The organism is Psychrobacter sp. NPDC078631, from assembly GCF_050268165.1.
Classification (GTDB): Bacteria; Pseudomonadota; Gammaproteobacteria; order Pseudomonadales; family Moraxellaceae; genus Psychrobacter.
In genome coordinates this window covers 1,258,209-1,280,026 of sequence record NZ_JBNNGG010000001.1, presented here as the reverse complement: position 1 = coordinate 1,280,026, position 21,818 = coordinate 1,258,209, and the positions used below count along the sequence as shown (strand labels likewise).

General features: G+C 43.3%; 17 protein-coding genes. 13 read left to right on the top strand and 4 right to left on the bottom strand.

Features of this window, described 5'->3' with window-relative positions:
• The first annotated feature begins 299 nt into the window (after positions 1-299).
• The 13 genes from ACQKCP_RS05070 (at position 300) to ACQKCP_RS05010 (ending at position 18,186) form a co-directional block, all read left to right on the top strand.
• Positions 300-836, top strand: a complete 537-nt coding sequence (locus tag ACQKCP_RS05070) for a gamma carbonic anhydrase family protein (protein ID WP_296211716.1) — start codon at positions 300-302, stop codon at positions 834-836.
• A 159-nt stretch (positions 837-995) separates the two neighbouring features.
• Positions 996-1,697 carry an HAD family hydrolase gene (locus ACQKCP_RS05065; protein WP_427611527.1) on the top strand — a complete coding sequence of 234 codons (702 nt, stop codon included), beginning with the start codon at positions 996-998 and terminating at the stop codon, positions 1,695-1,697.
• Positions 1,698-1,822: 125 nt separating this feature from the next.
• A protein-coding gene (prfB, locus tag ACQKCP_RS05060) for a peptide chain release factor 2 (RefSeq protein WP_102078362.1) occupies positions 1,823-2,918 on the top strand; the annotation gives its coding sequence in 2 pieces (ribosomal slippage) (positions 1,823-1,894 and positions 1,896-2,918; 1,095 coding nt in all).
• A gap of 61 nt (positions 2,919-2,979) precedes the next feature.
• Complete coding sequence (locus ACQKCP_RS05055) at positions 2,980-3,264, top strand: pyrimidine/purine nucleoside phosphorylase (protein ID WP_057760713.1); 285 nt, start codon at positions 2,980-2,982, stop codon at positions 3,262-3,264.
• 210 nt (positions 3,265-3,474) lie between these two features.
• Positions 3,475-4,605 carry a DNA topoisomerase IB gene (locus ACQKCP_RS05050; RefSeq protein WP_427611526.1) on the top strand — a complete coding sequence of 377 codons (1,131 nt, stop codon included), beginning with the start codon at positions 3,475-3,477 and terminating at the stop codon, positions 4,603-4,605.
• Positions 4,606-4,908: 303 nt separating this feature from the next.
• On the top strand, positions 4,909-6,624 hold the full coding sequence (locus ACQKCP_RS05045) for an AMP-binding protein (protein WP_427611525.1): 1,716 nt from the start codon (positions 4,909-4,911) through the stop codon (positions 6,622-6,624).
• A gap of 72 nt (positions 6,625-6,696) precedes the next feature.
• Positions 6,697-7,488, top strand: coding sequence for an SDR family NAD(P)-dependent oxidoreductase (locus ACQKCP_RS05040; RefSeq protein ID WP_427611524.1), 792 nt, complete (start codon positions 6,697-6,699; stop codon positions 7,486-7,488).
• A gap of 111 nt (positions 7,489-7,599) precedes the next feature.
• On the top strand, positions 7,600-8,181 hold the full coding sequence (locus tag ACQKCP_RS05035; protein WP_427611523.1) for a L,D-transpeptidase family protein: 582 nt from the start codon (positions 7,600-7,602) through the stop codon (positions 8,179-8,181).
• Positions 8,182-8,490: 309 nt separating this feature from the next.
• Positions 8,491-11,088: an ATP-dependent chaperone ClpB gene (gene clpB / locus ACQKCP_RS05030; protein ID WP_427611522.1), complete on the top strand. Its 2,598-nt coding sequence runs from the start codon at positions 8,491-8,493 to the stop codon at positions 11,086-11,088.
• A 207-nt stretch (positions 11,089-11,295) separates the two neighbouring features.
• Positions 11,296-12,573: a PQQ-dependent sugar dehydrogenase gene (locus ACQKCP_RS05025; protein ID WP_427611521.1), complete on the top strand. Its 1,278-nt coding sequence runs from the start codon at positions 11,296-11,298 to the stop codon at positions 12,571-12,573.
• A 178-nt stretch (positions 12,574-12,751) separates the two neighbouring features.
• Positions 12,752-14,395 carry a BCCT family transporter gene (locus tag ACQKCP_RS05020; RefSeq protein WP_427611520.1) on the top strand — a complete coding sequence of 548 codons (1,644 nt, stop codon included), beginning with the start codon at positions 12,752-12,754 and terminating at the stop codon, positions 14,393-14,395.
• 243 nt (positions 14,396-14,638) lie between these two features.
• On the top strand, positions 14,639-16,291 hold the full coding sequence (locus ACQKCP_RS05015; RefSeq protein WP_427611519.1) for a BCCT family transporter: 1,653 nt from the start codon (positions 14,639-14,641) through the stop codon (positions 16,289-16,291).
• Between the two features lie 242 nt (positions 16,292-16,533).
• Positions 16,534-18,186, top strand: coding sequence for a BCCT family transporter (locus ACQKCP_RS05010; RefSeq protein WP_057760694.1), 1,653 nt, complete (start codon positions 16,534-16,536; stop codon positions 18,184-18,186).
• A gap of 143 nt (positions 18,187-18,329) precedes the next feature.
• Here the strand turns inward: ACQKCP_RS05010 and ACQKCP_RS05005 are convergent, their stop codons facing one another.
• The 4 genes from ACQKCP_RS05005 to nth all read right to left on the bottom strand — a co-directional run bounded on the left by ACQKCP_RS05005 (position 18,330) and on the right by nth (position 21,707).
• Positions 18,330-18,689 carry a hypothetical protein gene (locus tag ACQKCP_RS05005; RefSeq protein WP_427611518.1) on the bottom strand — a complete coding sequence of 120 codons (360 nt, stop codon included), beginning with the start codon at positions 18,687-18,689 and terminating at the stop codon, positions 18,330-18,332.
• A 233-nt stretch (positions 18,690-18,922) separates the two neighbouring features.
• Positions 18,923-19,279: a DUF3144 domain-containing protein gene (locus ACQKCP_RS05000; RefSeq protein ID WP_102078350.1), complete on the bottom strand. Its 357-nt coding sequence runs from the start codon at positions 19,277-19,279 to the stop codon at positions 18,923-18,925.
• Between the two features lie 76 nt (positions 19,280-19,355).
• A complete protein-coding gene (gene metK, locus ACQKCP_RS04995) occupies positions 19,356-20,522 on the bottom strand; it encodes a methionine adenosyltransferase (protein ID WP_057760687.1) in 1,167 nt (388 codons plus the stop codon).
• Between the two features lie 489 nt (positions 20,523-21,011).
• Positions 21,012-21,707 (bottom strand): endonuclease III, encoded by a 696-nt coding sequence (gene nth, locus ACQKCP_RS04990; RefSeq protein ID WP_427611517.1) that lies wholly within the window; start codon positions 21,705-21,707, stop codon positions 21,012-21,014.
• Positions 21,708-21,818: the final 111 nt, after the last annotated feature.

The window sequence follows — 21,818 nt, the reverse complement described above, 5'->3', positions numbered from 1 at the left end:
TGTCCGCTCGCTTAGGCACAGATTTTGCGTATTATATACAAAATAGACAGTTATAGCTAGCCGATTTACTGGATTAATAGTCATTTCATGGCTAATAATGAGTACTTTATAAAGATATTGACTTTATAAAATAGCCTAAGCAGATATTGACTACTTTCTCTTTTATAAAACTCGACATCCAGCGTATATTAATAGCGCTGGATTTTCGCAGTTGGCTTTGCCACAATGGACAGCGCAGTCCTAGACCCAATTTTTATAATCGTTTGTTATAACAATAATGAAGATGACAAGGAGTCGTTATGATTTATCAGTATTTAGACAAAACCCCTGAGTTTGCCGTACCGTTCAATGGCTGGGTGGCAGACTCGGCGCAAGTGATGGGCGATGTGTATTTAGGCCATCAAGCCAATATTTGGTTCGGTGCAGTGATACGCGGTGACAACGATCGTATCCATATCGGTGACTATAGTAATGTGCAGGAAAACAGTGTGATTCATACTGATGCAGGTATCAAAGTTACTATTGGTAATTACGTGACTATCGGTCATCTGGCTATGCTACATGGCTGTGAAGTCGGTGATAATAGCTTGATTGGCATTGGCGCTGTGGTGCTCAATAATGTCAAAATCGGTAAAAACTGTCTGATAGGGGCGAAAGCCTTGATTACTGAAGGTCAGGTTATTCCTGATAACTCGCTAGTGATGGGCGCGCCTGCAAAAGTGGTCAAGACGCTAACAGATGAGCAAGCAGCGATGCTAAAAATGTCAGCGCTACATTATGCTGAGCGTTGTCAGAAATTTAAAACAGGCTTAACAGAAATAGCGATGCCTGACTAAGGGTAAGTAAACGAGCTAAGTTTAAAGAGATAGACGATAGGGTGCGAGCTGTATTTAATTGATGTGCTATTTAAATGATGTAATCATACTTAATACACAACTGTACCCAATTTTATTAAACGATTCATATTTTTTCGCAACCAACGATAAGGTCTCACCATGCAGGCAAATCAAGCACAAATACAAAAAAAACAACTGGCATTATTTGATTTAGATCATACATTACTTGATGTCGATAGCGATTATCTCTGGGGCGAGTATATCGTCAAGCATGACCTTGTCGATGAGGCGCAGTACCGCACTGCCAATCAGAAATTCTATAATGACTATATCGAAGGCACGCTAGACGCGACAGAGTACAATGAATTCGTCGCGCAGTTTTTAAGCAGTCTGCCGCTTGATAGACTGGATGAGCTAAGAGAAGACTATATCAAAAGCGAAATCGAGCCACATATTCGCCCAAAAGCGATGGAAGCATTGTGTCAGCATATTGAGCAAGGACACGATGTGGTAATTATTTCTGCGACCAATGATTTTGTAGTATCTGCCATTGCTAAGCGTTTTGGCGTGGAAGAAGCCAATGTATTGGCAACGCCGCTCGAGATCAAGGATAATCGCTATACAGGTAAGTTAACTGACAGACCAAACTTTCAAGCGGGCAAAATATACCATTTGGATAAATGGCTAAATAAACAGCAAGCCTCTGGCATCACGTTTGAAAAAACGTACGCGTATTCAGATTCCAAAAATGATATTCCGTTACTCGAATGGGCTGATGTGGCCGTTTGCGTATCACCTGATGATGCGTTACATGCGCATGCCTTGGCCAATCGCTGGGCAGTAGAAAATTGGTCGATCTAGATTATTTAAGCTAGTAATAGTAGCAACATTGGCAATAGCGATAATTAGCGAACCATTTAGTCTCAATCTCATTTAAAATAGCGCCACATGCGTTATTTATTTTTATTAGAAAAACAGGAACATTTATGGAAATCAATCCGTATCAAGAGCAAATTAAAGATTTATCAGAGCGTGGGCAGGATTTGCGGAGGTATCTTTGACTTCGATGGTAAGCAAGAACGCTTAGAAGAAGTCAATTTAGAGCTAGAAAACCCTGAGCTATGGAACGATCCAGAACGCGCCACCAAGATTAATAAAGAAAAAAGCCACCTTGATGGTGTCATCGATGTGGTGGTCTCTCTTGAAACGACACTAGAAGATGCGTCTGCCATGCTAGAGTTGGCAGTCGAAGCAGAAGATGAGTCCTTGCTAGCCGACGTGCAGAGCGAGCTAGATAGCGCTGAGAAACGCGTTGCTGATTTAGAATTCCGCCGGATGTTTAGCGGTGAGATGGATCCAAATAACTGCTACTTGGATATTCAGTCAGGCAGTGGCGGTACGGAGGCACAAGATTGGGCTGAAATGCTACTGCGCATGTATACGCGCTGGGCAGAAGCTCATGGCTTTAAAGTAGATGTGATTGAAGTGTCATCAGGTAGCGTGGCTGGTATCAAGTCGGCAACCATTGAGATCAAAGGCGACTATGCGTTTGGCTGGTTGCGCACCGAAATTGGTGTCCATCGTCTAGTACGTAAGTCGCCATTCGATAGTAATAATGGTCGTCATACCTCGTTCGCTGCGGTGTTTGTCTCACCTGAGATTGACGACAACGTCGAGATTGATATCAATCCGGCTGATTTACGTATCGATACCTATCGTTCATCTGGGGCGGGTGGTCAGCACGTAAACACGACAGATTCTGCGGTACGTATTACCCATGAGCCATCGGGCGTAGTGGTGACCTGTCAGAATGAGCGTAGTCAACATGGTAACAAAGCCACGGCGATGAAGATGCTACGTGCTAAGCTCTATGAGCTGGAAATGCAAAAGCGCATGGAATCACAGCAAGCGGTTGAAGACGGTAAGTCTGATGTTGGCTGGGGCAGTCAGATTCGCTCTTATGTACTCGATGATTCACGTATCAAAGACTTGCGTACTGGCGTTGAAACCTTTAACACTGGTGCGGTGCTGGATGGCGACCTCGATCAGTTTATCGAGGCGAGTCTAAAAGCAGGACTGTAAAAGCCCGTTTTAAATAAGCAGCCGTTTTAAAAGAGTAACCAATATTTAATTAAGGAAAATTATGCCAAGCGTTAATAATTATTTTGATGATAAAGTGACTTCTATTGCCTTTCAAACGGCTACCAAGCCTGCGACTGTCGGCGTCATGGAAATTGGTGAGTATGAGTTTGGCACCAGTGAATTTGAAACCATGAGTGTGGTGAGCGGTGCATTGACTGTCAAGCTACCAGAGAGTGATGAGTGGCAAACGTTTAACGCTGGCGAGCAATTCACGGTTGAAGCCAATCAAAAGTTCCAAGTAAAAGTAGACGTCGAAACCGCTTATCTATGTGTATATGGTAAATAACGACTTCTAAGTTATAGCAGTATCAAAACGAAAAACGCCAAGTATTTTATGCTTGGCGTTTTTTTTGTGTCATATTTCAAATAAATTTTAAGCTACTATCCTGAAAACCATGTTTTACACAGCATTACACTTTATCTGTGCCAAATAAACAGCAAAAACTACCGTCATTAATTATGCTAAAACCATGAATTCTCAAAGGTATATAGGTTTATGACAAAGGCAACAGTAAAGGCAAGCCAGCAAACAATGACCAAAGACGTGCGTCATGATTACGAGCATCTCGCACGCCGCGCTAACTTGCGTTATGTGAGTGACGACGAACCAGGCTACGAGCGTAGACGTTGGGGTCGCGGCTTTACTTATCGTGATGCAACGGGCAACACGGTCAAAGATAAAGCATTGCGTCAGCGTTTTGATGTATTGGTGATACCGCCTATGTGGTCAGAGGTGTGGATATGCCAAGATGAACGAGGCCATCTGCAATCAACAGGGCGAGACGAAAAATCGCGCAAACAGTATCTGTATCATCCCTCATGGAACAACATCCGTGACCAAGCCAAGTTTGATGCGATGATAGGGTTTGCAGAGGTATTGCCCAATCTGCGCGCGCAGGTGGAGGCAGATTTGGAAGCAAAGTCCTTATCACGCACCAACGTACTCGCTGCCGTTGTTAAATTGCTAGAAACAACATTGATTCGTATTGGCAACAGCCGCTACGCCAAGCAAAATAAAAGCTATGGTCTGAGTACGCTACGCAGCAAGCATGTCAGTGAAACCGACAATGGACTGGCGTTTGATTTCGTCGGCAAAAGTGCAAAAGAGCATCATATTGAGCTACAAGATGAGCGATTGATTGATATCGTGCAAGCCTGTTCTGAGCTACCAGGCTATCAGATATTCAAATATTTAGATGACAACGGACATAAGCAAGTCGTTGACAGTAGCGATATCAATGATTACTTGCGAATGCATACGTGTGGCATGGACTGCGAAAGCAAGCTGTACAGTGCAAAAGATTTTCGCACATGGATGGCAAGTGTTCTTGCGGCAAGCTACCTATATGACGAGCTACAGACGTCCGTAGGCGCTAATATATTAACCAGTGCGCCAGAAAGCGCTGAGCGACAGCAATTAGTCACTGATATGGTAAAAAGTGTGGCAGCAGAGCTGGGCAACACACCAACCGTATGCCGTGCTTCTTATATTCATCCCATTGTTATTGAGCGTTTTTTGGCAGGACAGTTCTTTGAGACTTACAAACAAGCGCGCCGTGGACGAACCAAAAAATACCAAAGCTGTGAAGAAAAAGCATTGTTAGGGTTTTTAAGAGCTGATGTTTAGGTGTGAGGTTTTAGATAATAATATTGAGGTGTTAATTCTTTAATAGGAAATTGAAAATATGTGGCAGTACTTGACTATTGTAGGTGTCTTCGCGGACCTATAGCGAATTAATGATAATTAGTTATAGATTACCTCCATTTCTATAAAATAAAAATGATACGTTATGTATTGAAATAAACGTAGAAATGCGTTACTAATAGAACATGATAAATACGAACCTATGAAACGGTCTATAGGATGTGATCGTTTTTCAATTATAAATACCATTTTACCAGTTACCTGATATTGCTAAAGGATTAGCTTATGAACACCGCCTCTCAAATTCCGACGAATATTGATACAGATTCTACCGTCACATCAAAAAACTACACCGATTACTATAATAATTTTGATATGAATACACTGCTGTCAGAAATATTTGGCGAGCAGGTAGATGATCGACTAAATGCTTATATGGCTTGCTGTGGTCGTCATGTACGTGACGGCCGCGCTGACAATGCTGCGTTAGTACATGAAGATACCATGGGCAATATAACGCGCATGAGTTTTGGTGAGCTTGACAAAGCGAGTGCTCAAATCGCTAATTTGCTACAGTCGTATGGGGTAAAAGCGGGCGACAAAGTAGCGACGATGCTACCGCGCACGCCCGAGCTGCTAACTGTTGTATTGGCAACATGGCGTATCGGAGCCGTATATCAGCCGCTATTTACCGCTTTTGGCTATGATTCGATCAAATATCGGATGGACAAAGCCGATACCAAAGTCGTTTTTACTAACTTAGAAAATCGCAGCAAGTTTGAAGATTTGGCTGAGCAAACCAAAATGGTATTGGTCGGCAGTATAGAAGATGCTCAGACATGGGGTGACGATCATTACACCCAGTCTATGGCAGCACAGCCGCAAACGTTTGAACCTGTGATGCTTGATACAGATGCGCCATTTTTGCAAATGTTTACCTCTGGTACAGTCGGTAAATCAAAAGGCGTCAGCGTTCCGTTAGCGGCGTTACCTGCTTTTTACCTATATATGCGTTATGCCATCGACCTACGCGAAGATGATCAATATTGGAACATGGCAGATCCAGGCTGGGCGTATGGCTTGTACTATGCCATCACAGGGCCACTGCTACTGGGTATCACCACTTATTTTAATGAAGCAGGATTTGACGCGACCAATACCCGTGAGTTTATGTTGCGTCATAAGATTACCAATTTAGCCTCTTCACCAACTGCATTTCGAATGATGAAATCTAGTGGTGTGTTTGATAGTGTTAATGAAGGCGCTCATAACGATACAAATGCCAAGCTGTCTTTGCGCTGTGCCAACTCGGCAGGGGAAACACTGAACACCGAAGTGGTCAACTGGGTCGAGAACTATTTGGCGTGCCAAGTCAAAGACCAATATGGGCAAACAGAGACTGGCATGACCTGCTGTGCACATCACGCATTGGCGCACGATTGTCCTGTTGGCTCGATGGGTATGGCGCTACCAGGTCATACGTTAGTCGTACTAGATGATGATATGAATGTACTACCCGATGGTGAGCAAGGGCAGTTAGCAGTCGTGGTCAGTCAGTCACCTGCGTTTTATTTCCGTGGCTATAGCTGGAATGAGAAGCAAGCCTTTGTAGATGATTACTATCTGACAGGCGACGTGGTCGAGCGTCATAGTGACGGCAGCTACTGGTTCTCAGGCCGTGATGATGACATCATTATTACCGCAGGTTATCGCGTAGGGCCTACTGATGTCGAAAACACTGTGTTAGAGCATGAAGCAGTGGCAGAATCTGCGGCAGTAGGTGTGCCAGATGAAGTGCGCGGTCACACTATTAAGTCTTATGTGGTACTAAAAGATGGCATCGAAGGCAGTGAGCAAATCGCTAAAGAAATCCAAGAGCTGGTACGTAAACGTCTATCCACTCATGCTTATCCGCGTGAGGTCGAGTTTGTGACAGAACTGCCGAAAACGCCAAGTGGTAAGATTCAACGCTTTTTGCTGCGTAGTCTGTCTGCTGCATAAATGAATTGGTAAAGCGTACATAAATTTAATAGAAAAATATCTAATAAGAAGCAAAAATTTAAAGGAATAATCATGCAAGTTAAAGAAAACAGCTTTTTGGTCACAGGCGGTGCATCAGGTTTAGGAGAGTCAGTGGCTCGGGCGATTGTAGAGCAGGGTGGTAACGTCGTTATCGCTGATTTAAATGAATCTGCTGGGCAAGCATTGGTCGCCGAGTTAGGTGATAGTGCGCGTTTTGTACACTGTGATATCACCAACGGTGATGAAGTGCAATCAGCGGTTGAAATGGCAGAGTCAGCTTTTGGCGGTTTACAAGGTTCAATCAACTGTGCTGGTATTGTAGTGGTACAAAAGCTGCTAGATCGTGATAACAATCCGGCAGACCTTGAGGCATTTAGCCGCGGAGTCAATATCAATCTGGTCGGTTCATTTAACGTCGCTCGTTTGGTCGCTGCTAGCATTGCCAAGCGCATAGCGAGTGATGGCAGTGCAGGCGACCATGTAGAGAAGAATGTAGATCAAGGTATTATTATTAATACAGCCTCTATCGCAGCCTTTGACGGTCAAGTAGGTCAAGCCAGCTATTCATCGTCCAAGGCAGGCGTGGTTGGTCTGACCTTGCCACTTGCTCGTGAGTTGGCACGGTATGGTATACGCGTTATGACCATCGCACCGGGTGTCTTTGCTACACCGATGATGGAGAGCATTCCTGAAAAGGCACGCGAACAGTTAGAGGCAGGTGTGCCATATCCTAAACGTTTAGGCGCTCCCAATGAGTTTGCCAAATTGGTCACTCATATCATCGATAATGCTTATCTAAATGGTGAAGTCATTCGCTTAGATGGTGCGATTCGCATGGTGTAGCAGTCTAGTAAATGATTCATCATTTTCGCACAAAACTCATCTATAGAATCTGGCATAGTGCTTTGATACATATGATTAATGACAAAAAATTAATTATGGGAATCAGAGTCTATGCCATTTTTTCATAAAAAACCTTACTCATCAAATGAGCAGCGTACGCCTTGGTTGCCCATTATCATTGGTCTTAGTCTTGCTGCCATTGTCAGCACCAGCGCTATTGCTTATGTCAAAAGCACCTCAAAACCCAAAGACCCCATTCTTCCTTCCATAGTCATTGATCGAGTCTTCGTTGACAAATCAGACCGTATCTTAAAACTGATGAGCGATGGTAAAGCCATTAGGTCATATCGTATTGCGCTAGGGGGCAGTCCAACAGGTCATAAGCAACAGGAAGGTGACCAGCGTACGCCAGTTGGGGTCTATACATTAGATTATAAAAATGAGAACTCTATTGCGCATCGCTCTATTCATATTAGCTATCCCAATGATGAGGATAAGGCACGAGCGCAGTCATCAGGAGTCAATCCGGGTGGCGACATCATGATTCATGGGCAAATGAATGGCTTTGGATATCTGGCACTGTTTAATCAACGACGTGATTGGACAGATGGTTGTATCGCTGTCACTAATGACGAGATGGATGAGATTATGGCAGCGGTGACAATTGGTATTCCTATTGAAATCGTGGAGTAGAATAGTCGGATTGTCATCTAATTTATACTAAGTAGATGCATTATTCATTAGCGTATTTAGTGGAGATTTATCTTTAATTTGCCCTAATAAAATGGCGTAACTGATCTACTAACTATCTTTAACTGCTATTAATAAATTATTTAAATATTATTAATAATAAATATCATTGTCTTAAGTAAGGTTTTATTTAGCAATCGTCTTGAAATAGGTGTATATATACCTTATATAAGTGACAGATAACAGTGGGCACTAGACTAAGATAATCCTTAGAGGTGCTACTGAAAATACCAATTATAAAAGGATATAGACATGAGATTTGAGAAGTTTACTCAAAAATTGCAATCCGCCATTCAAGAAGCACAAAGCCTAGCGTTAGGGCGCGATCATACAGGCATTGATCCTGTGCATTTGCTTGCCGTGTTGCTACAAGATGAATCTAATTTATCTATCTGCCAACAAGCAGGTGCTTCTATCCCAGCGCTAAAAAATGGCGTTGCTAAAGCATTGGATAACCAAGCAACGATTTCGGAGCCGACAGGTGACGTCAATCTTAACCCAAACTCGGTTAAAATCTTGAACTTGGCAGATCGTCAGGCACAAAAAGAAGGCGATGATTTTATCGCGACGGAATGGGTGATGTTGGCACTCGCTGAGCAGGGCGAAACCAAAAAAATATTTGAAAGTGCAGGCGTAACGGCAAGCAAGTTAAAAGTGGTGATTGAGCAATTGCGCGGTGATGATACGGTGAATAACCAAAACGCAGAAGATCAGCGTGATGCACTCAACAAGTACACGATCAACCTGACTGAACAAGCAGAGCTTGGCAAGCTAGATCCAGTCATTGGCCGTGACGAAGAGATCCGCCGTACCATTCAGGTACTGTCGCGCCGTACCAAAAATAACCCTGTGCTCATTGGTGAGCCGGGCGTTGGTAAAACGGCTATCGTAGAAGGTTTGGCACAAAAAATCATCAATGGTGACGTGCCAGAAGGTCTACGCCGTAAAGAAGTGCTATCGTTGGATTTAGGTGCGCTAATCGCTGGGGCAAAATTCCGCGGTGAGTTCGAAGAGCGTCTCAAAAGCGTATTGAGCGACTTGGCCAAACAAGAAGGCAATGTCATTTTGTTCATCGATGAGCTACATACGATGGTTGGTGCAGGCAAGTCTGAAGGTGCGATGGACGCAGGTAATATGCTAAAACCTGCACTGGCTCGTGGTGAGCTACACTGCGTTGGGGCGACGACGCTTGATGAATATCGCAAGTACATCGAAAAAGATGCCGCACTTGAGCGTCGTTTCCAAAAAGTGCTGGTCGATGAGCCAACGGTCGAAGATACCATTGCGATATTACGGGGTCTAAAAGAGCGTTACGAGCTGCATCACGGCGTCGATATCCAAGACAGTGCCATTATCGCTGCTGCGCGCATGAGTCATCGCTATATCACCGATCGTAAGCTACCAGATAAGGCGATTGATTTAATTGATGAAGCGGCCAGTCGCCTGCGCATGGAGATGGACAGCAAGCCTGAATCATTAGGTAAGCTTGATAGCCGTTTGATTCAGCTAAAAATGCAGCGTGAAGTGCTCAAAAATGAAGAAGATGCTGGCGCGCAAGCCGAGCGTAAAGTGCTCGATGCGCAAATAGCGGAATTGGAAAAAGAGTATGCTGATCTCAACGAGGTTTGGCAGGCAGAGAAAGCACTGGTCAAAGGCAGTCAACAGTTAAAAGACGAGCTAGATAAAGCCCGTATTGCCTATGACAAAGCTAGCCGCGAAGGCGATTATGAGACCATGAGTAAGCTGCAATACGAAACTATTCCGCAGTTAGAACGTCGTATTCATGAGTCTGATCTGGCTGAGCAAAAAGAGCAGACAGGTGAAGGTAGCGGTGTGAAATTGCTGCGTAACAAGGTGACAGACAACGAAATCGCTGAAGTGGTTGCGGCCGCGACTGGTATTCCAGTCAGCAAAATGATGCAAGGCGAGCGTGACAAGATGATCGCAATGGAAGAAAAGCTCCATGAGCGTGTCATTGGTCAAAACGAAGCAGTCGAATCAGTGGCCAATGCGGTACGTCGTAGCCGTGCAGGCCTGTCTGATCCCAATCGTCCATCTGGTTCGTTTTTATTCTTAGGACCTACTGGTGTTGGTAAAACTGAGCTGACTAAGTCACTAGCAAATTTCTTATTTGACTCTGAAGATGCGATTGTACGTATCGACATGAGTGAGTATATGGAAAAACACAGTGTCAGCCGTTTGGTAGGCGCGCCTCCAGGTTATGTCGGTTATGAAGAAGGCGGTACATTGACTGAAGCAGTACGCCGTAAGCCATATAGCGTCATATTGTTTGATGAAGTAGAGAAGGCGCATCCTGATGTGTTCAACATTTTACTGCAAGTATTGGACGATGGCCGCTTAACCGATTCGCAAGGTCGTGTGGTAGATTTCAAAAACACTGTGATCATCATGACCAGTAACTTAGGTTCGCATAAGATCCAAGAGATGGTTGGTGAAAGTTACGAGGATATCAAAGCGGAAGTAATGGATTCTGTTGGGCAGCATTTCCGTCCAGAGTTCGTCAACCGTATTGACGAAATCGTAGTTTTCCATCCGCTTGGTATGTCGCAGATGGCAGGTATTGCGGATATTCAATTGGATCGATTACGTCAGCGTATCCAAGAGCGTGAGATGGATATTGAGCTGTCAGCAGATGCGATGAATAAATTGGTTGCCGTAGGTTATGACCCTGTTTATGGCGCTCGTCCTTTGAAGCGAGCCATTCAACAAGAGATCGAAAACCCATTGTCATTGAAGCTATTGGCAGGTGATTTTGTCGCTGGTGATATTATCAAAGTCGATATAGGTGCCGATGACAAACTAACTTTTGATAAGCTTAGAATGAGCTAATCATATTGGCTCTGACGTCTTTATAACCCAACTGTACGCTTAAAACAAACCCCTTATCTACAATAGTAGGTAAGGGGTTTTTATTTATAAGGAGCGTTTTACGTTACTGTTCTTTTACCATTTCAATATCTCTTAAGTCTCAGGACTATGCTATAACTAAATCAATGAATAATAGTATAAGTATCAACTGAATGGAGAAACAGAACGATGACAGCCCATATTGAACGTATAAATATACCTTTAACTTCGCCACTAATCATTGCAGCATTGCTGTTTAGCACTGCCGCGTGCTCCAACCCTTCAGCAGTAAGTCCTAGCAATAACAAAAGCACTGCAACAGAGTCTAAAGAGGTTTCTACTTCAGATAGCGATACTCAAACCGCTACAAAAAGTACTACACAAACAAAGACTAGCAAGCCTGCTTTTATGACTAAAGCAATCGCTACCTTTGATGAGCCTTGGGCTATGACAGCGTTACCTATTGCAGATAGCAAAGCGCCCAAATTACTAGTAACACAAAAAACAGGTGAGCTATTTATCGTAGATACCGCGACGGGTAATAAGAGCAAAGTTGAAGGCGTTCCTACAGTCGCTTACGGTGGTCAAGGCGGTTTAGGAGACATAATCGTGGCTCCAGATTTTGCGACGTCCAATACCGTCTATCTTAGCTACGCGGAAGCAGGAACAGGAAGTGATAGTAATAAATTTGGCGCTAAAGTGATCAAGGCGACACTCTCAGGATTAGAGACAGCCACACCTACGTTGCAAGATATCACGCCTATCTGGCAACAGTCTCCGAAAGTCACAGGGCAGGGACATTATAGTCATCGTTTGCTGTTTTCGCCTGATGGGCGCTATCTATATATCAGCTCAGGCGAGCGTCAAGACAAAGACCCAGCACAAGACATGAATGGCAATCTTGGTAAGATAATACGGTTGAGTCCTGACGGTAACACCCCGACAGACAATCCGTTTACTGATAATGAGTTGGCCAAACAGTTTTGGACCATCGGACATCGCAATGTGCTTGGTATGGCATTTGACGATAGTGGACAGCTTTGGGCGCACGAAATGGGACCAAAAGGTGGCGATGAATTTAATATTATTGAGAAGGGTAATAATTATGGCTGGCCAGTGGTATCCAATGGCCGCAATTATTCAGGTTTAGACATTCCTGACCATGGCACAAAGCCAGAGTTTGCGGCACCCAAAATTACTTGGACACCTGTCATTTCACCATCTGCTATGAGCATCTATGCGGCTGGTACTCATAATGACTTTCCTAGCTGGCAGGGCAATATGCTTATCAGTGGTTTATCGTCTAAAGCGCTTATCGTAGTTGGCATAAGCGAAGACAATACCGCCGCTGAGCGTTATCGCTATGACATGGGTGAGCGTGTACGCAGTGTGCTAGCAATAGACGGGCAAGTGTGGACACTTGAAGATGGTAATGATGCACAATTACTCAGATTATTACCCAAATAACATCTAGATAGCATCGAATTAATGACATATTTATCTACCTGTATATTTAATTATTTTAATAAAACCGCTCAAGTCTTTTAGAGTAAATTAATAGTTTTATCAAGTTTTATTTTGTAATAGATTGATAGTTAAGACCTATTTTGTTAAGGTAACGTTCCTTGAAATTTGAGACTTGCACATGGAAGAAGTAAAAGTAGGCAGATTAGGACCTTTTCCGCGGGTAAGTAAACCTGTGTTTATTACATCATCACTGCTGATTATTGGCTTTATTATTTTCGGTGCGTTTTTCACCGAAACAGCAGGGGCTGTTTTTAGTTTTTTACAAAACTTTATTACCGATAAGTTTGGTTGGCTATTCATTATTCTAGTTAATACCGCGCTCGCGCTTTGTATCTACTTGGCAATGAGTCGCTATGGTGACATTCGACTAGGCAACCAAACAGAACGACCGCAGTACAATCTGTTCTCTTGGATTGGTATGCTATTTTCTGCAGGTATTGGTATTGGTCTAGTTTATTGGGGTACAGCAGAGCCGCTATATCACTTTATGGCACCACCAATGGGCGATGCCGAGACAGTAGAAGCCGCCAAGCAAGCAATGAATATCTCATTTATGCATTGGGGTCTACACGCTTGGGCGATTTATACGATTGTAGCGCTATCTTTAGCGTATTTTCATTTCCGTCGCGGCCTGCCATTATCGATTCGATCTACTTTGTATCCTTTACTTGGTAAAAAGATCTATGGTCGTTGGGGACACACGGTCGATATTTTGGCTGTGTTTGGTACGATGTTTGGTGTGGTTACCTCGCTCGGGCTTGGGGTTATGCAGATCAACTCTGGACTCGAAAAGCTGTTTGGTACGCCTAACAGTCTTACCGTACAGTTTGGCTTGATCGCTTTCATCACAGCGCTAGCAGCAGCTTCAGTCTTGATGGGTTTGGATAAAGGTATTAAGCGTTTAAGTGATATCAATATTGGTTTCACTATCGTCTTATTAGCGTTTATGGTCATCTTAGGACCAACGCTATTTATCTTTGATAGTTTTATCGAAAACATCGGCAACTATCTGACTGTGATTGTACCTCTAGGTACATGGGGTGAGTCTTATAGCGGTACAGATTGGCAAAGTAGTTGGACGATATTTTATTGGGCATGGTGGGTTAGTTGGGCACCATTTGTTGGTATCTTTATTGCTCGTATCTCTCGTGGCCGTACTATCCGTGAATTTACGCTTGGTGTACTACTGATTCCAATGCTGATTTTGTTCTTCTGGTTTACCACCTTTGGCGGCGTTGCTGTTCATATGGAGCTTGCTTCTGCTGTGTCAGGTGTTAGCCCAGGATTGGTTGAAGCAGTACAAGCGGATTCTGGTAGCGCCATCTTTAAACTGGTTGAATACTACCCATTGGCAAAACCAATTACGCTACTGATTGTCGTCATGATTATGCTATGGTTTGTGACCTCGTCAGATTCTGCTAGCTTTGTTATCGATATGTTGACTGCTGGTGGCGATACCAACCCACCGAAAATCCAACGCTTATTTTGGGCGACGACAGAAGGCGTTATCGCTGCTATCTTGCTAGCGGCTGGTGGACTGTCTGCTCTACAGGCGGCAGCGATCGTAGCAGGACTACCGTTTGCCTTAGTAGTCTTTGTCATGATGTATGCGCTACTGCGTGGTTTGAGTCGCGATCGTCTGATTCTATACAGAGCGCAGCAAGGCTTTATTACGGATGAATCAGCAGACCATAACTCAGCGAATGAGTTCGTCGATGAGCATCTGCTAAAAGGGCCACCTAAGATTGTCAAAGGTGACTAAGAAGTAGATAGCATTAAGACAGCTACTTAAGCTTTTGATAGAAGAAGCCCCAATTTATTTTTAAATTGGGGCTTTTTATTGGGTAAAGATATTTATATTTATTCAGGAAAAATTCAGATTGTTGAAATATTATTGCTGCAATGTTACTACGATTTCTATACATTCGGTAGTATTTACATGGTGTTATATTTAGTGATTCGTTCATACCTTGGTATGGTTACGCTCTTTTTTGGGGATATACCTATGGATCATGTAAAAGTTGGCAGGTTAGGCCCTTTCCCGCGGGTAAGTAAACCTGTTTTTTTAACTTCAGCATTACTGATTATTACATTTATTGTTCTTGGCGTTTTTTTTACTGAATCTGCCGGTACGTTGTTCAGTTTTTTACAAGGCTTTATTACCGATAAATTTGGTTGGTTTTTCATTATTCTCGTTAATGTGGCCTTAGGACTTTGTGTTTATTTGTCTATGAGCCGTTATGGCGATATTCGTCTTGGTGCTCAAACTGAGACACCACAGTACAGTCTATTTTCGTGGATTGGTATGCTGTTCTCTGCTGGTATCGGTATTGGACTTGTCTACTGGGGTACAGCAGAGCCCTTATATCACTTTATGGCACCACCACTCGGTGAAAAGGAAACGATAGAAGCCGCCAAGCAGGCTATGAATATTACCTTTTTACATTGGGGCTTACATGCTTGGGCATTGTACGCAATTGTAGCGCTATCTTTAGCCTATTTCCATTTTCGCCGTGGCTTACCACTATCGATTCGCTCAACCCTTTATCCTATATTGGGTAAAAAGATATATGGCTCGTGGGGTCATGCCGTTGATATCTTAGCCGTATTCGGTACGATGTTTGGTGTGGTGACGTCACTCGGTCTTGGCGTTATGCAAATTAATTCAGGGCTTGAGAAATTATTTGGTATTCCTAATAACCTCACAATACAAATCGCTCTGATTGCTTTTGTTACTGCTTTAGCCGCCTGTTCTGTCATGATGGGCTTGGATAAGGGTATCAAGCGTCTAAGCGATGTCAACATCGGTTTAACGGCTATTTTGCTTGGTTTTATGGTCGTCTTAGGTCCGACGCTTTTCATTTTTGATAGCTTCCTAGAAAATATCGGCAACTATCTTTCAGTGGTTGTGCCATTAGGTCTGTGGGGAGAGTCTTATGAAGGTGAAGCAAACTGGCAGTCAGCATGGACGATATTTTATTGGGCATGGTGGGTAAGTTGGGCGCCATTTGTCGGCGTGTTTATTGCTCGTATCAGCCGTGGTCGTACGATTAGAGAGTTTGTACTTGGGGTATTACTTATCCCAATGACCATATTGTTCTTTTGGTTTTCAACTTTCGGCGGCGTTGCTATTCATATGGAGCTGCTCGCTGCTATTGATCCGGCGTTGGTTAGTCCTGGACTGGTCGAGGCAGTACAAACAGATTTTGGTAGTGCCATTTTTAAATTGGTTGAGTACTATCCGTTGGCGCAACCCATCACATTTATGATTGTGATTATGATTGTATTGTGGTTTGTGACCTCATCAGATTCAGCAAGTTTTGTCATCGATATGCTGACCGCAGGTGGTGATACTAATCCACCAAAGATTCAACGTTTATTTTGGGCAAGCACTGAAGGCGTGATTGCTGCTGTTTTGTTGGCTGCTGGTGGATTAAGCGCGTTACAAGCAGCCGCTATCGTAGCAGGATTGCCATTTGCCTTGGTTATATTTGCAATGATGTATGCGCTACTGCGTGGTTTGAGTCGCGATCGACTGATACTATATAGAGCGCAGCAGCATTATATTACTGAAGAATCAGCAGATCATAACTCGGCAGCTGAATTTGCTGATGAGCATCTACTAAAAGGGCCACCCAAGATTGTTAAAGGTGACTAAAAGCAGGTAAAAGTAAGACAACTACTCAAGCTTTTAATAGAAGAAGCCCCAATTTATTTTTAAGTTGGGGCTTCTTTATTGGGATAAGATACTTAAATTTATTCAGGATAAATTTGTATTGTTGAAAATTATTACCGAAATGTTACTACCATTTCTATACATTCGGTAGTATTTACAAGGTGTTATATTTGATAATTCGTTCATACCTTGGTATGGTTACGCACTTTTTTGGGGATATACCTATGGATCATGTAAAAGTTGGCCGATTAGGCCCTTTTCCGCGGGTAAGTAAACCTGTATTTTTGACTTCAGCAATCTTGATACTGGCGTTCATTATTTTTGGCGCTTTATTCAACGAACAAGCAGAAGTAGTATTTAACCAAGCAAAAGCATTTGTCTCTTTACGCTTCGGCTGGTTCTTTATTGTCGTGGTCAATTTAACATTGGTCATGAGTATTTATATGATATTTAGCCGCTACGGCGATATCAGACTCGGTCATCAGAATGAGAGGCCAGAGTACAATATGGTTTCTTGGATTGGTATGCTGTTTTCAGCTGGTATCGGTATTGGGCTGCTTTATTGGGGCACCGCTGAGCCGCTGTATCACTTTATGGCGCCACCATTAGGCGAAGCGGAGACAGTTGCCGCTGCCAAGCAAGCGATGAATATCTCGTTCCTACATTATGGTCTACATGTATGGGCGCTATATGGCATGGTTGCGCTATCGCTTGCTTATTTTCATTATCGAGTAGGTTTACCACTGGCTATCCGTTCGACACTTTATCCAATATTGGGTAAAAAGATCTACGGCGGTTGGGGACATACGGTAGATACGCTCGCCGTATTTGGTACGATGTTTGGGGTAGTGACCACGTTAGGCCTTGGCGTCTTACAGATTAACTCAGGCCTTGAGACGTTATTTGGTATACCCAATAATATTACGGTGCAGATTATTTTGATTGGCCTTATCACCATGCTAGCAGGGTTGTCTCTGTTTATGGGATTGGATAAAGGCATCAAGCGTCTAAGTGATACCAATATATTGTTCACTGTGATATTGCTAAGTTTTGTGATTATCTTTGGGCCTACGCAGTTTATTTTTAATAGCTTTGTAGAAAACATCGGCAACTATTTGCATCAAATCGTGCCATTAGGTTTGTGGACAGAGTCTTATAGAGGCGAAGAAAACTGGCAAGCTTCTTGGACGATTTTCTATTGGGCATGGTGGATTAGTTGGTCACCATTCGTTGGGGTATTCGTTGCACGTATCTCTCGTGGCCGTACCATCCGTGAGTTTATATTAGGCGTACTGTTAATTCCTATCACGATATTGTTCCTGTGGTTTACTGCTTTTGGTGGTTCTGCAGTAAATATGGAGTTGGTGGCAGCAGCAGACCCTAACATAGTTAGTCCAGGTCTGATCGAAGCGGTCAAAGCCGATACAGGTAGCGCTATCTTTAAATTGATGGAATCTTATCCATTAACAGGTGCGGTCAACTTGCTTATTGTGGTGATGATTGTCCTATGGTTTGTTACCTCATCAGATTCAGCCAGTTTTGTCATCGATATGCTGACATCAGGTGGCGATACCAATCCACCAAAGATTCAGCGATTGTTTTGGGCAGGTTCTGAAGGTGTTATCGCTGCTGTATTATTGGCAGCAGGGGGTTTAAGTGCGTTACAGGCGGCATCAATTGTCTCAGGCTTTCCTTTTGCTATTGTGATCGTCGTGATGATGTATTCTCTATTGCGTGGCCTAAGTCGAGATCGTTTGATACTGTATCGTAATCAGCAATGGTTCACCACAGAAGAGTCGGCAGAGCATAACTCGGCTAATGAATTCCGTGATGAAGAGTTGCTAAAAGGCCCACCAGCACTTGAGAAAGATGCTTAAGCTTTAGAGGTTATTTTTTAGCTACAAAAATACCCAGCTTGTCATAAGCTGGGTATTTTTATGGATGTTCAATATCTTTAATAGAAGGTCTTCCAATACAGCAGATTTAAGTACAGCAGATCTCGATACAACCACTTTGTAGATTAGCGACATTCGCCTTTTGCATAACCAACGGCTTCAGAGATATTACAGGCTGAGCAGGCATTACTAGCCGTTCGGTAGCTAACAACTGATCCAACTTTCGTTTTTACACAGACGGGTTCATATTGTGCCGTACAGATATTGTTGGCAGGGTTAGCGGGCGGACATTGAGTAAGAGCAGCACCTTCAAATTGCTGACTGATATCAGGACTGGATGGGGTAGGTGTTTGACCAGATTTTCTGATATCAGATATAGAGCTACAGCCAGTTAAAGCTAGAACTAATATCAATATAAGTGATGACGGTTTGAACGAAGATTGGTTAATTGTGGAAAATCGACGATTGGATAGAGTTTGTTTCATAAAAAATGTCCTTATTAATAATATTCGATAGCGTCCTGTTATCGCTGATGGATTTGCCTACTGAGGCTAAACGCTTAAGTATTTATGGTAGCTCATTTGTCAGTAGCTATCTACTTAAACACCATACAAAAAACCCCAAGCTTAGTTAAGCTTGGGGTTTTATTTTCTGCCATCAAATACTGATTTTACGACAGTATATCTAAATCAAAGACATCTAAACTGACGACATTCGCTTATTCAGCTGGTTTGTCGTCTTGATTGAGCTGTACGTACTTGTCAAAGTTTTGAGCATAATCGGTTAAATTATCGCTTAGCATCTGGCGATACTGTTTGACATAAAACTCGACGATATCGTCTTTTTCTTTGGCGAAATCATCACCTTTGACGAAGCCGATAGAGGCAACTGACGCGCTATAGCGTGCTGCAGCATACAATAAAGAAGCACCTACTTGACCTGAATGTGCTTCAGGACCTAGCTGACTGTTGGCGATACCGATGATAGCGTCAGCACGTTGATAGAATGCCTGCATTTCAGGGGTGATTTCGATGTTAGCATCAGCGTTTTGGTCTTGAATATTGTCTTGAGACATAAGCAACTCCTAATAATAAGTGTCAGTAGTTTTTAGTATATAAAAATGGTTGGTAAACGTTTTAAAGTAGTGACTCTTATAAACCAGCGTCTGCTTTTAAGATATCAGCTTTGTCTGTTTTTTCCCACGTAAAGGCAGTCTCTGAACCTGGACGACCAAAGTGTCCAAAGGTAGCAGTCTGCTGATACATTGGTTGTAGTAAGTTCAACATACGGGTAATGCCGTAAGGACGTAGGTCAAAGTGAGTACGAATCAAGCGGATGATCTCATCGTTACTGATTTTACTAGTACCAAAGGTATTGACAGAAATAGAGGTCGGCTCAGCGACACCAATTGCATAGCTGACCTGTACTTCACAGCGCTCAGCAAGACCTGCAGCTACGATGTTTTTGGCAACATAACGTACCGCATAAGCAGCACTGCGATCTACTTTTGAAGGATCTTTACCACTGAACGCACCGCCACCATGACGCGCCATGCCGCCGTAAGTATCAACGATAATTTTACGACCAGTCAAACCAGCATCACCAACAGGGCCACCAATCACAAACTTACCAGTTGGGTTGATATGATAGCGTGTGCCAGCGTGCAATAAGTCAGCTGGTAGCACTTGCTTGATGATAGATTCCATCACCGCTTCTTGTAGATCTGACTGCGAGATGCTTGGATCATGCTGTGTTGATAATACAACAGCATCGATGGCGACAGGGCGATTGCCGTCATACTTCAAGGTCACCTGCGCTTTGGCATCTGGACGCAACCATGGCAGCTCGCCTGCACGGCGCAGCTCCGACTGACGCTCCATCAAACGATGGGCATATTCGATAGGCGCTGGCATCAATACTTCGGTTTCATTACTTGCATAACCAAACATTAAGCCTTGGTCGCCTGCACCTTGCTCTTCAGGGTCGCTACGATCGACGCCTTGCGCAATTTCAGGAGATTGCTTACCTAGCATGTTGATGACTGCACAAGTCTCGCCATCAAAGCCTAGGTCTGAATGGTGATAGCCGATGCCATTTACGGTGTCACGAACCAGACGCTCTAAATCGATATTTGCCGTTGTAGTGATTTCACCTGCAAGTATGACTGCGCCTGTTTTTACTAAGGTTTCGCATGCCACACGTGCGTGCAGATCTTCACGTAAGATAGCGTCAAGGATAGCGTCTGATATTTGGTCAGCCATTTTGTCAGGATGGCCTTCGCTCACAGATTCTGAGGTAAATAAGTTGTATTCACGCATAATGGGATCGCTTAATTGAATCAATAAGGGTAGGAAAAGCAGCACATCTGGGTGCTGCTCTAATTAATTTTGACCACGCATTTACGCGGCAGATAATCGGTATTTCTCAATTTAAAATCGGTTTTGACTAAAATCTTTGCTAATAAATATGACCAAAGGGTGAGCTGACTATCATTTAATCAATATATAAAATGATACTGCCTCGCTCTAATATGGTCTTGGCGATAACGAGTTGGGTCAGTACTTGTCCTAATAGACAACGCTAATGTGCAGATTGCCTTATCAGAAGCAGGGTAATGGCCAAAATCTCTTAACGCAAAATAGGGTTATTCTACCTTGAAACGTTATAAAACTCTAGTGAGCAACACTTGCTCTACTATAAGAAATGCTCAACAAGCAGTTCACTGCAATCAAAGGTGGTTACTGGATAGCGATTTATTTGGCTGAGTGATTAGCTAGCAGTAGCGTCTGCTTGAAATGAACAATACGTTACAACTCTAAAAATGCAGCTTTATCTTTGAACATGCATTCTTCATAGACAGGACAGGCGCCGCATTTGGGTGTACGAGCCTGGCAAGTATAGCGGCCGTGTAAGATAAGATAGTGATGGGCGTCTACGATAAAGTCTTCTGGGATGCGCTCAACCAGCTTTTTTTCGACGATGAGTACGGTTTTGCCAGTGGCAAGCCCAGTACGATTGCCCACCCGAAAGATATGCGTGTCAACGGCCATGGTCGGCTGGCCAAAAGCCGTATTTAGCACGACATTGGCAGTTTTTCGGCCGACACCTGCCAGTGACTCTAAATCTTTGCGGTTATCAGGAACAGTGCTATCAAATTTCTCAATCAAATCACGGCAAGTTTTGATGACGTTTTTTGCTTTGGCATTATATAAACCAATGTTTTTGATATAGGATTTGAGACCGTCTTCGCCTAGTGCCAGTATTGACTCAGGTGTATTGGCCACAGGGTACAATTGCTTGGTAGCAATATTGACACTGACATCAGTCGCTTGTGCGGACAAAATTACTGCGATAAGTAACTCAAAATTACTGTCATAATTAAGTTCGGTGACAGGTTCATCAATAGTCGCTGCTAGCTTTTCAAAGAATGGACGCACGTCACGATTGGGCATTCGTCTAGAGGGCGGCGTGTCAGCTGTTTTATGTTTGACCGTTTTACTCATGGCATTTTGACTATTATTTTGATGAATGATGGTGCCAAATTATATGCTAGCGCTAACATTCATGTTAATGATTAAAGTATCAATTTATTAACGAATTAATTGCGTAAGCCG

What these genes read in the sequence shown, in the direction of transcription:
- ACQKCP_RS05050 (WP_427611526.1), top strand. Translation starts at nt 3,475, where the DNA reads ATGACAAAGGCAACAGTAAAGGCAAGCCAGCAAACAATGACCAAAGAC.
- ACQKCP_RS05055 (WP_057760713.1), top strand. Translation starts at nt 2,980, where the DNA reads ATGCCAAGCGTTAATAATTATTTTGATGATAAAGTGACTTCTATTGCC.
- ACQKCP_RS05065 (WP_427611527.1), top strand. Translation starts at nt 996, where the DNA reads ATGCAGGCAAATCAAGCACAAATACAAAAAAAACAACTGGCATTATTT.
- ACQKCP_RS05010 (WP_057760694.1), top strand. Translation starts at nt 16,534, where the DNA reads ATGGATCATGTAAAAGTTGGCCGATTAGGCCCTTTTCCGCGGGTAAGT.
- ACQKCP_RS05005 (WP_427611518.1), bottom strand. Translation starts at nt 18,689, where the DNA reads ATGAAACAAACTCTATCCAATCGTCGATTTTCCACAATTAACCAATCT.
- ACQKCP_RS05015 (WP_427611519.1), top strand. Translation starts at nt 14,639, where the DNA reads ATGGATCATGTAAAAGTTGGCAGGTTAGGCCCTTTCCCGCGGGTAAGT.
- ACQKCP_RS05070 (WP_296211716.1), top strand. Translation starts at nt 300, where the DNA reads ATGATTTATCAGTATTTAGACAAAACCCCTGAGTTTGCCGTACCGTTC.
- ACQKCP_RS05025 (WP_427611521.1), top strand. Translation starts at nt 11,296, where the DNA reads ATGACAGCCCATATTGAACGTATAAATATACCTTTAACTTCGCCACTA.
- ACQKCP_RS05000 (WP_102078350.1), bottom strand. Translation starts at nt 19,279, where the DNA reads ATGTCTCAAGACAATATTCAAGACCAAAACGCTGATGCTAACATCGAA.
- metK (WP_057760687.1), bottom strand. Translation starts at nt 20,522, where the DNA reads ATGCGTGAATACAACTTATTTACCTCAGAATCTGTGAGCGAAGGCCAT.
- ACQKCP_RS05045 (WP_427611525.1), top strand. Translation starts at nt 4,909, where the DNA reads ATGAACACCGCCTCTCAAATTCCGACGAATATTGATACAGATTCTACC.
- clpB (WP_427611522.1), top strand. Translation starts at nt 8,491, where the DNA reads ATGAGATTTGAGAAGTTTACTCAAAAATTGCAATCCGCCATTCAAGAA.
- ACQKCP_RS05040 (WP_427611524.1), top strand. Translation starts at nt 6,697, where the DNA reads ATGCAAGTTAAAGAAAACAGCTTTTTGGTCACAGGCGGTGCATCAGGT.
- ACQKCP_RS05035 (WP_427611523.1), top strand. Translation starts at nt 7,600, where the DNA reads ATGCCATTTTTTCATAAAAAACCTTACTCATCAAATGAGCAGCGTACG.
- nth (WP_427611517.1), bottom strand. Translation starts at nt 21,707, where the DNA reads ATGAGTAAAACGGTCAAACATAAAACAGCTGACACGCCGCCCTCTAGA.
- ACQKCP_RS05020 (WP_427611520.1), top strand. Translation starts at nt 12,752, where the DNA reads ATGGAAGAAGTAAAAGTAGGCAGATTAGGACCTTTTCCGCGGGTAAGT.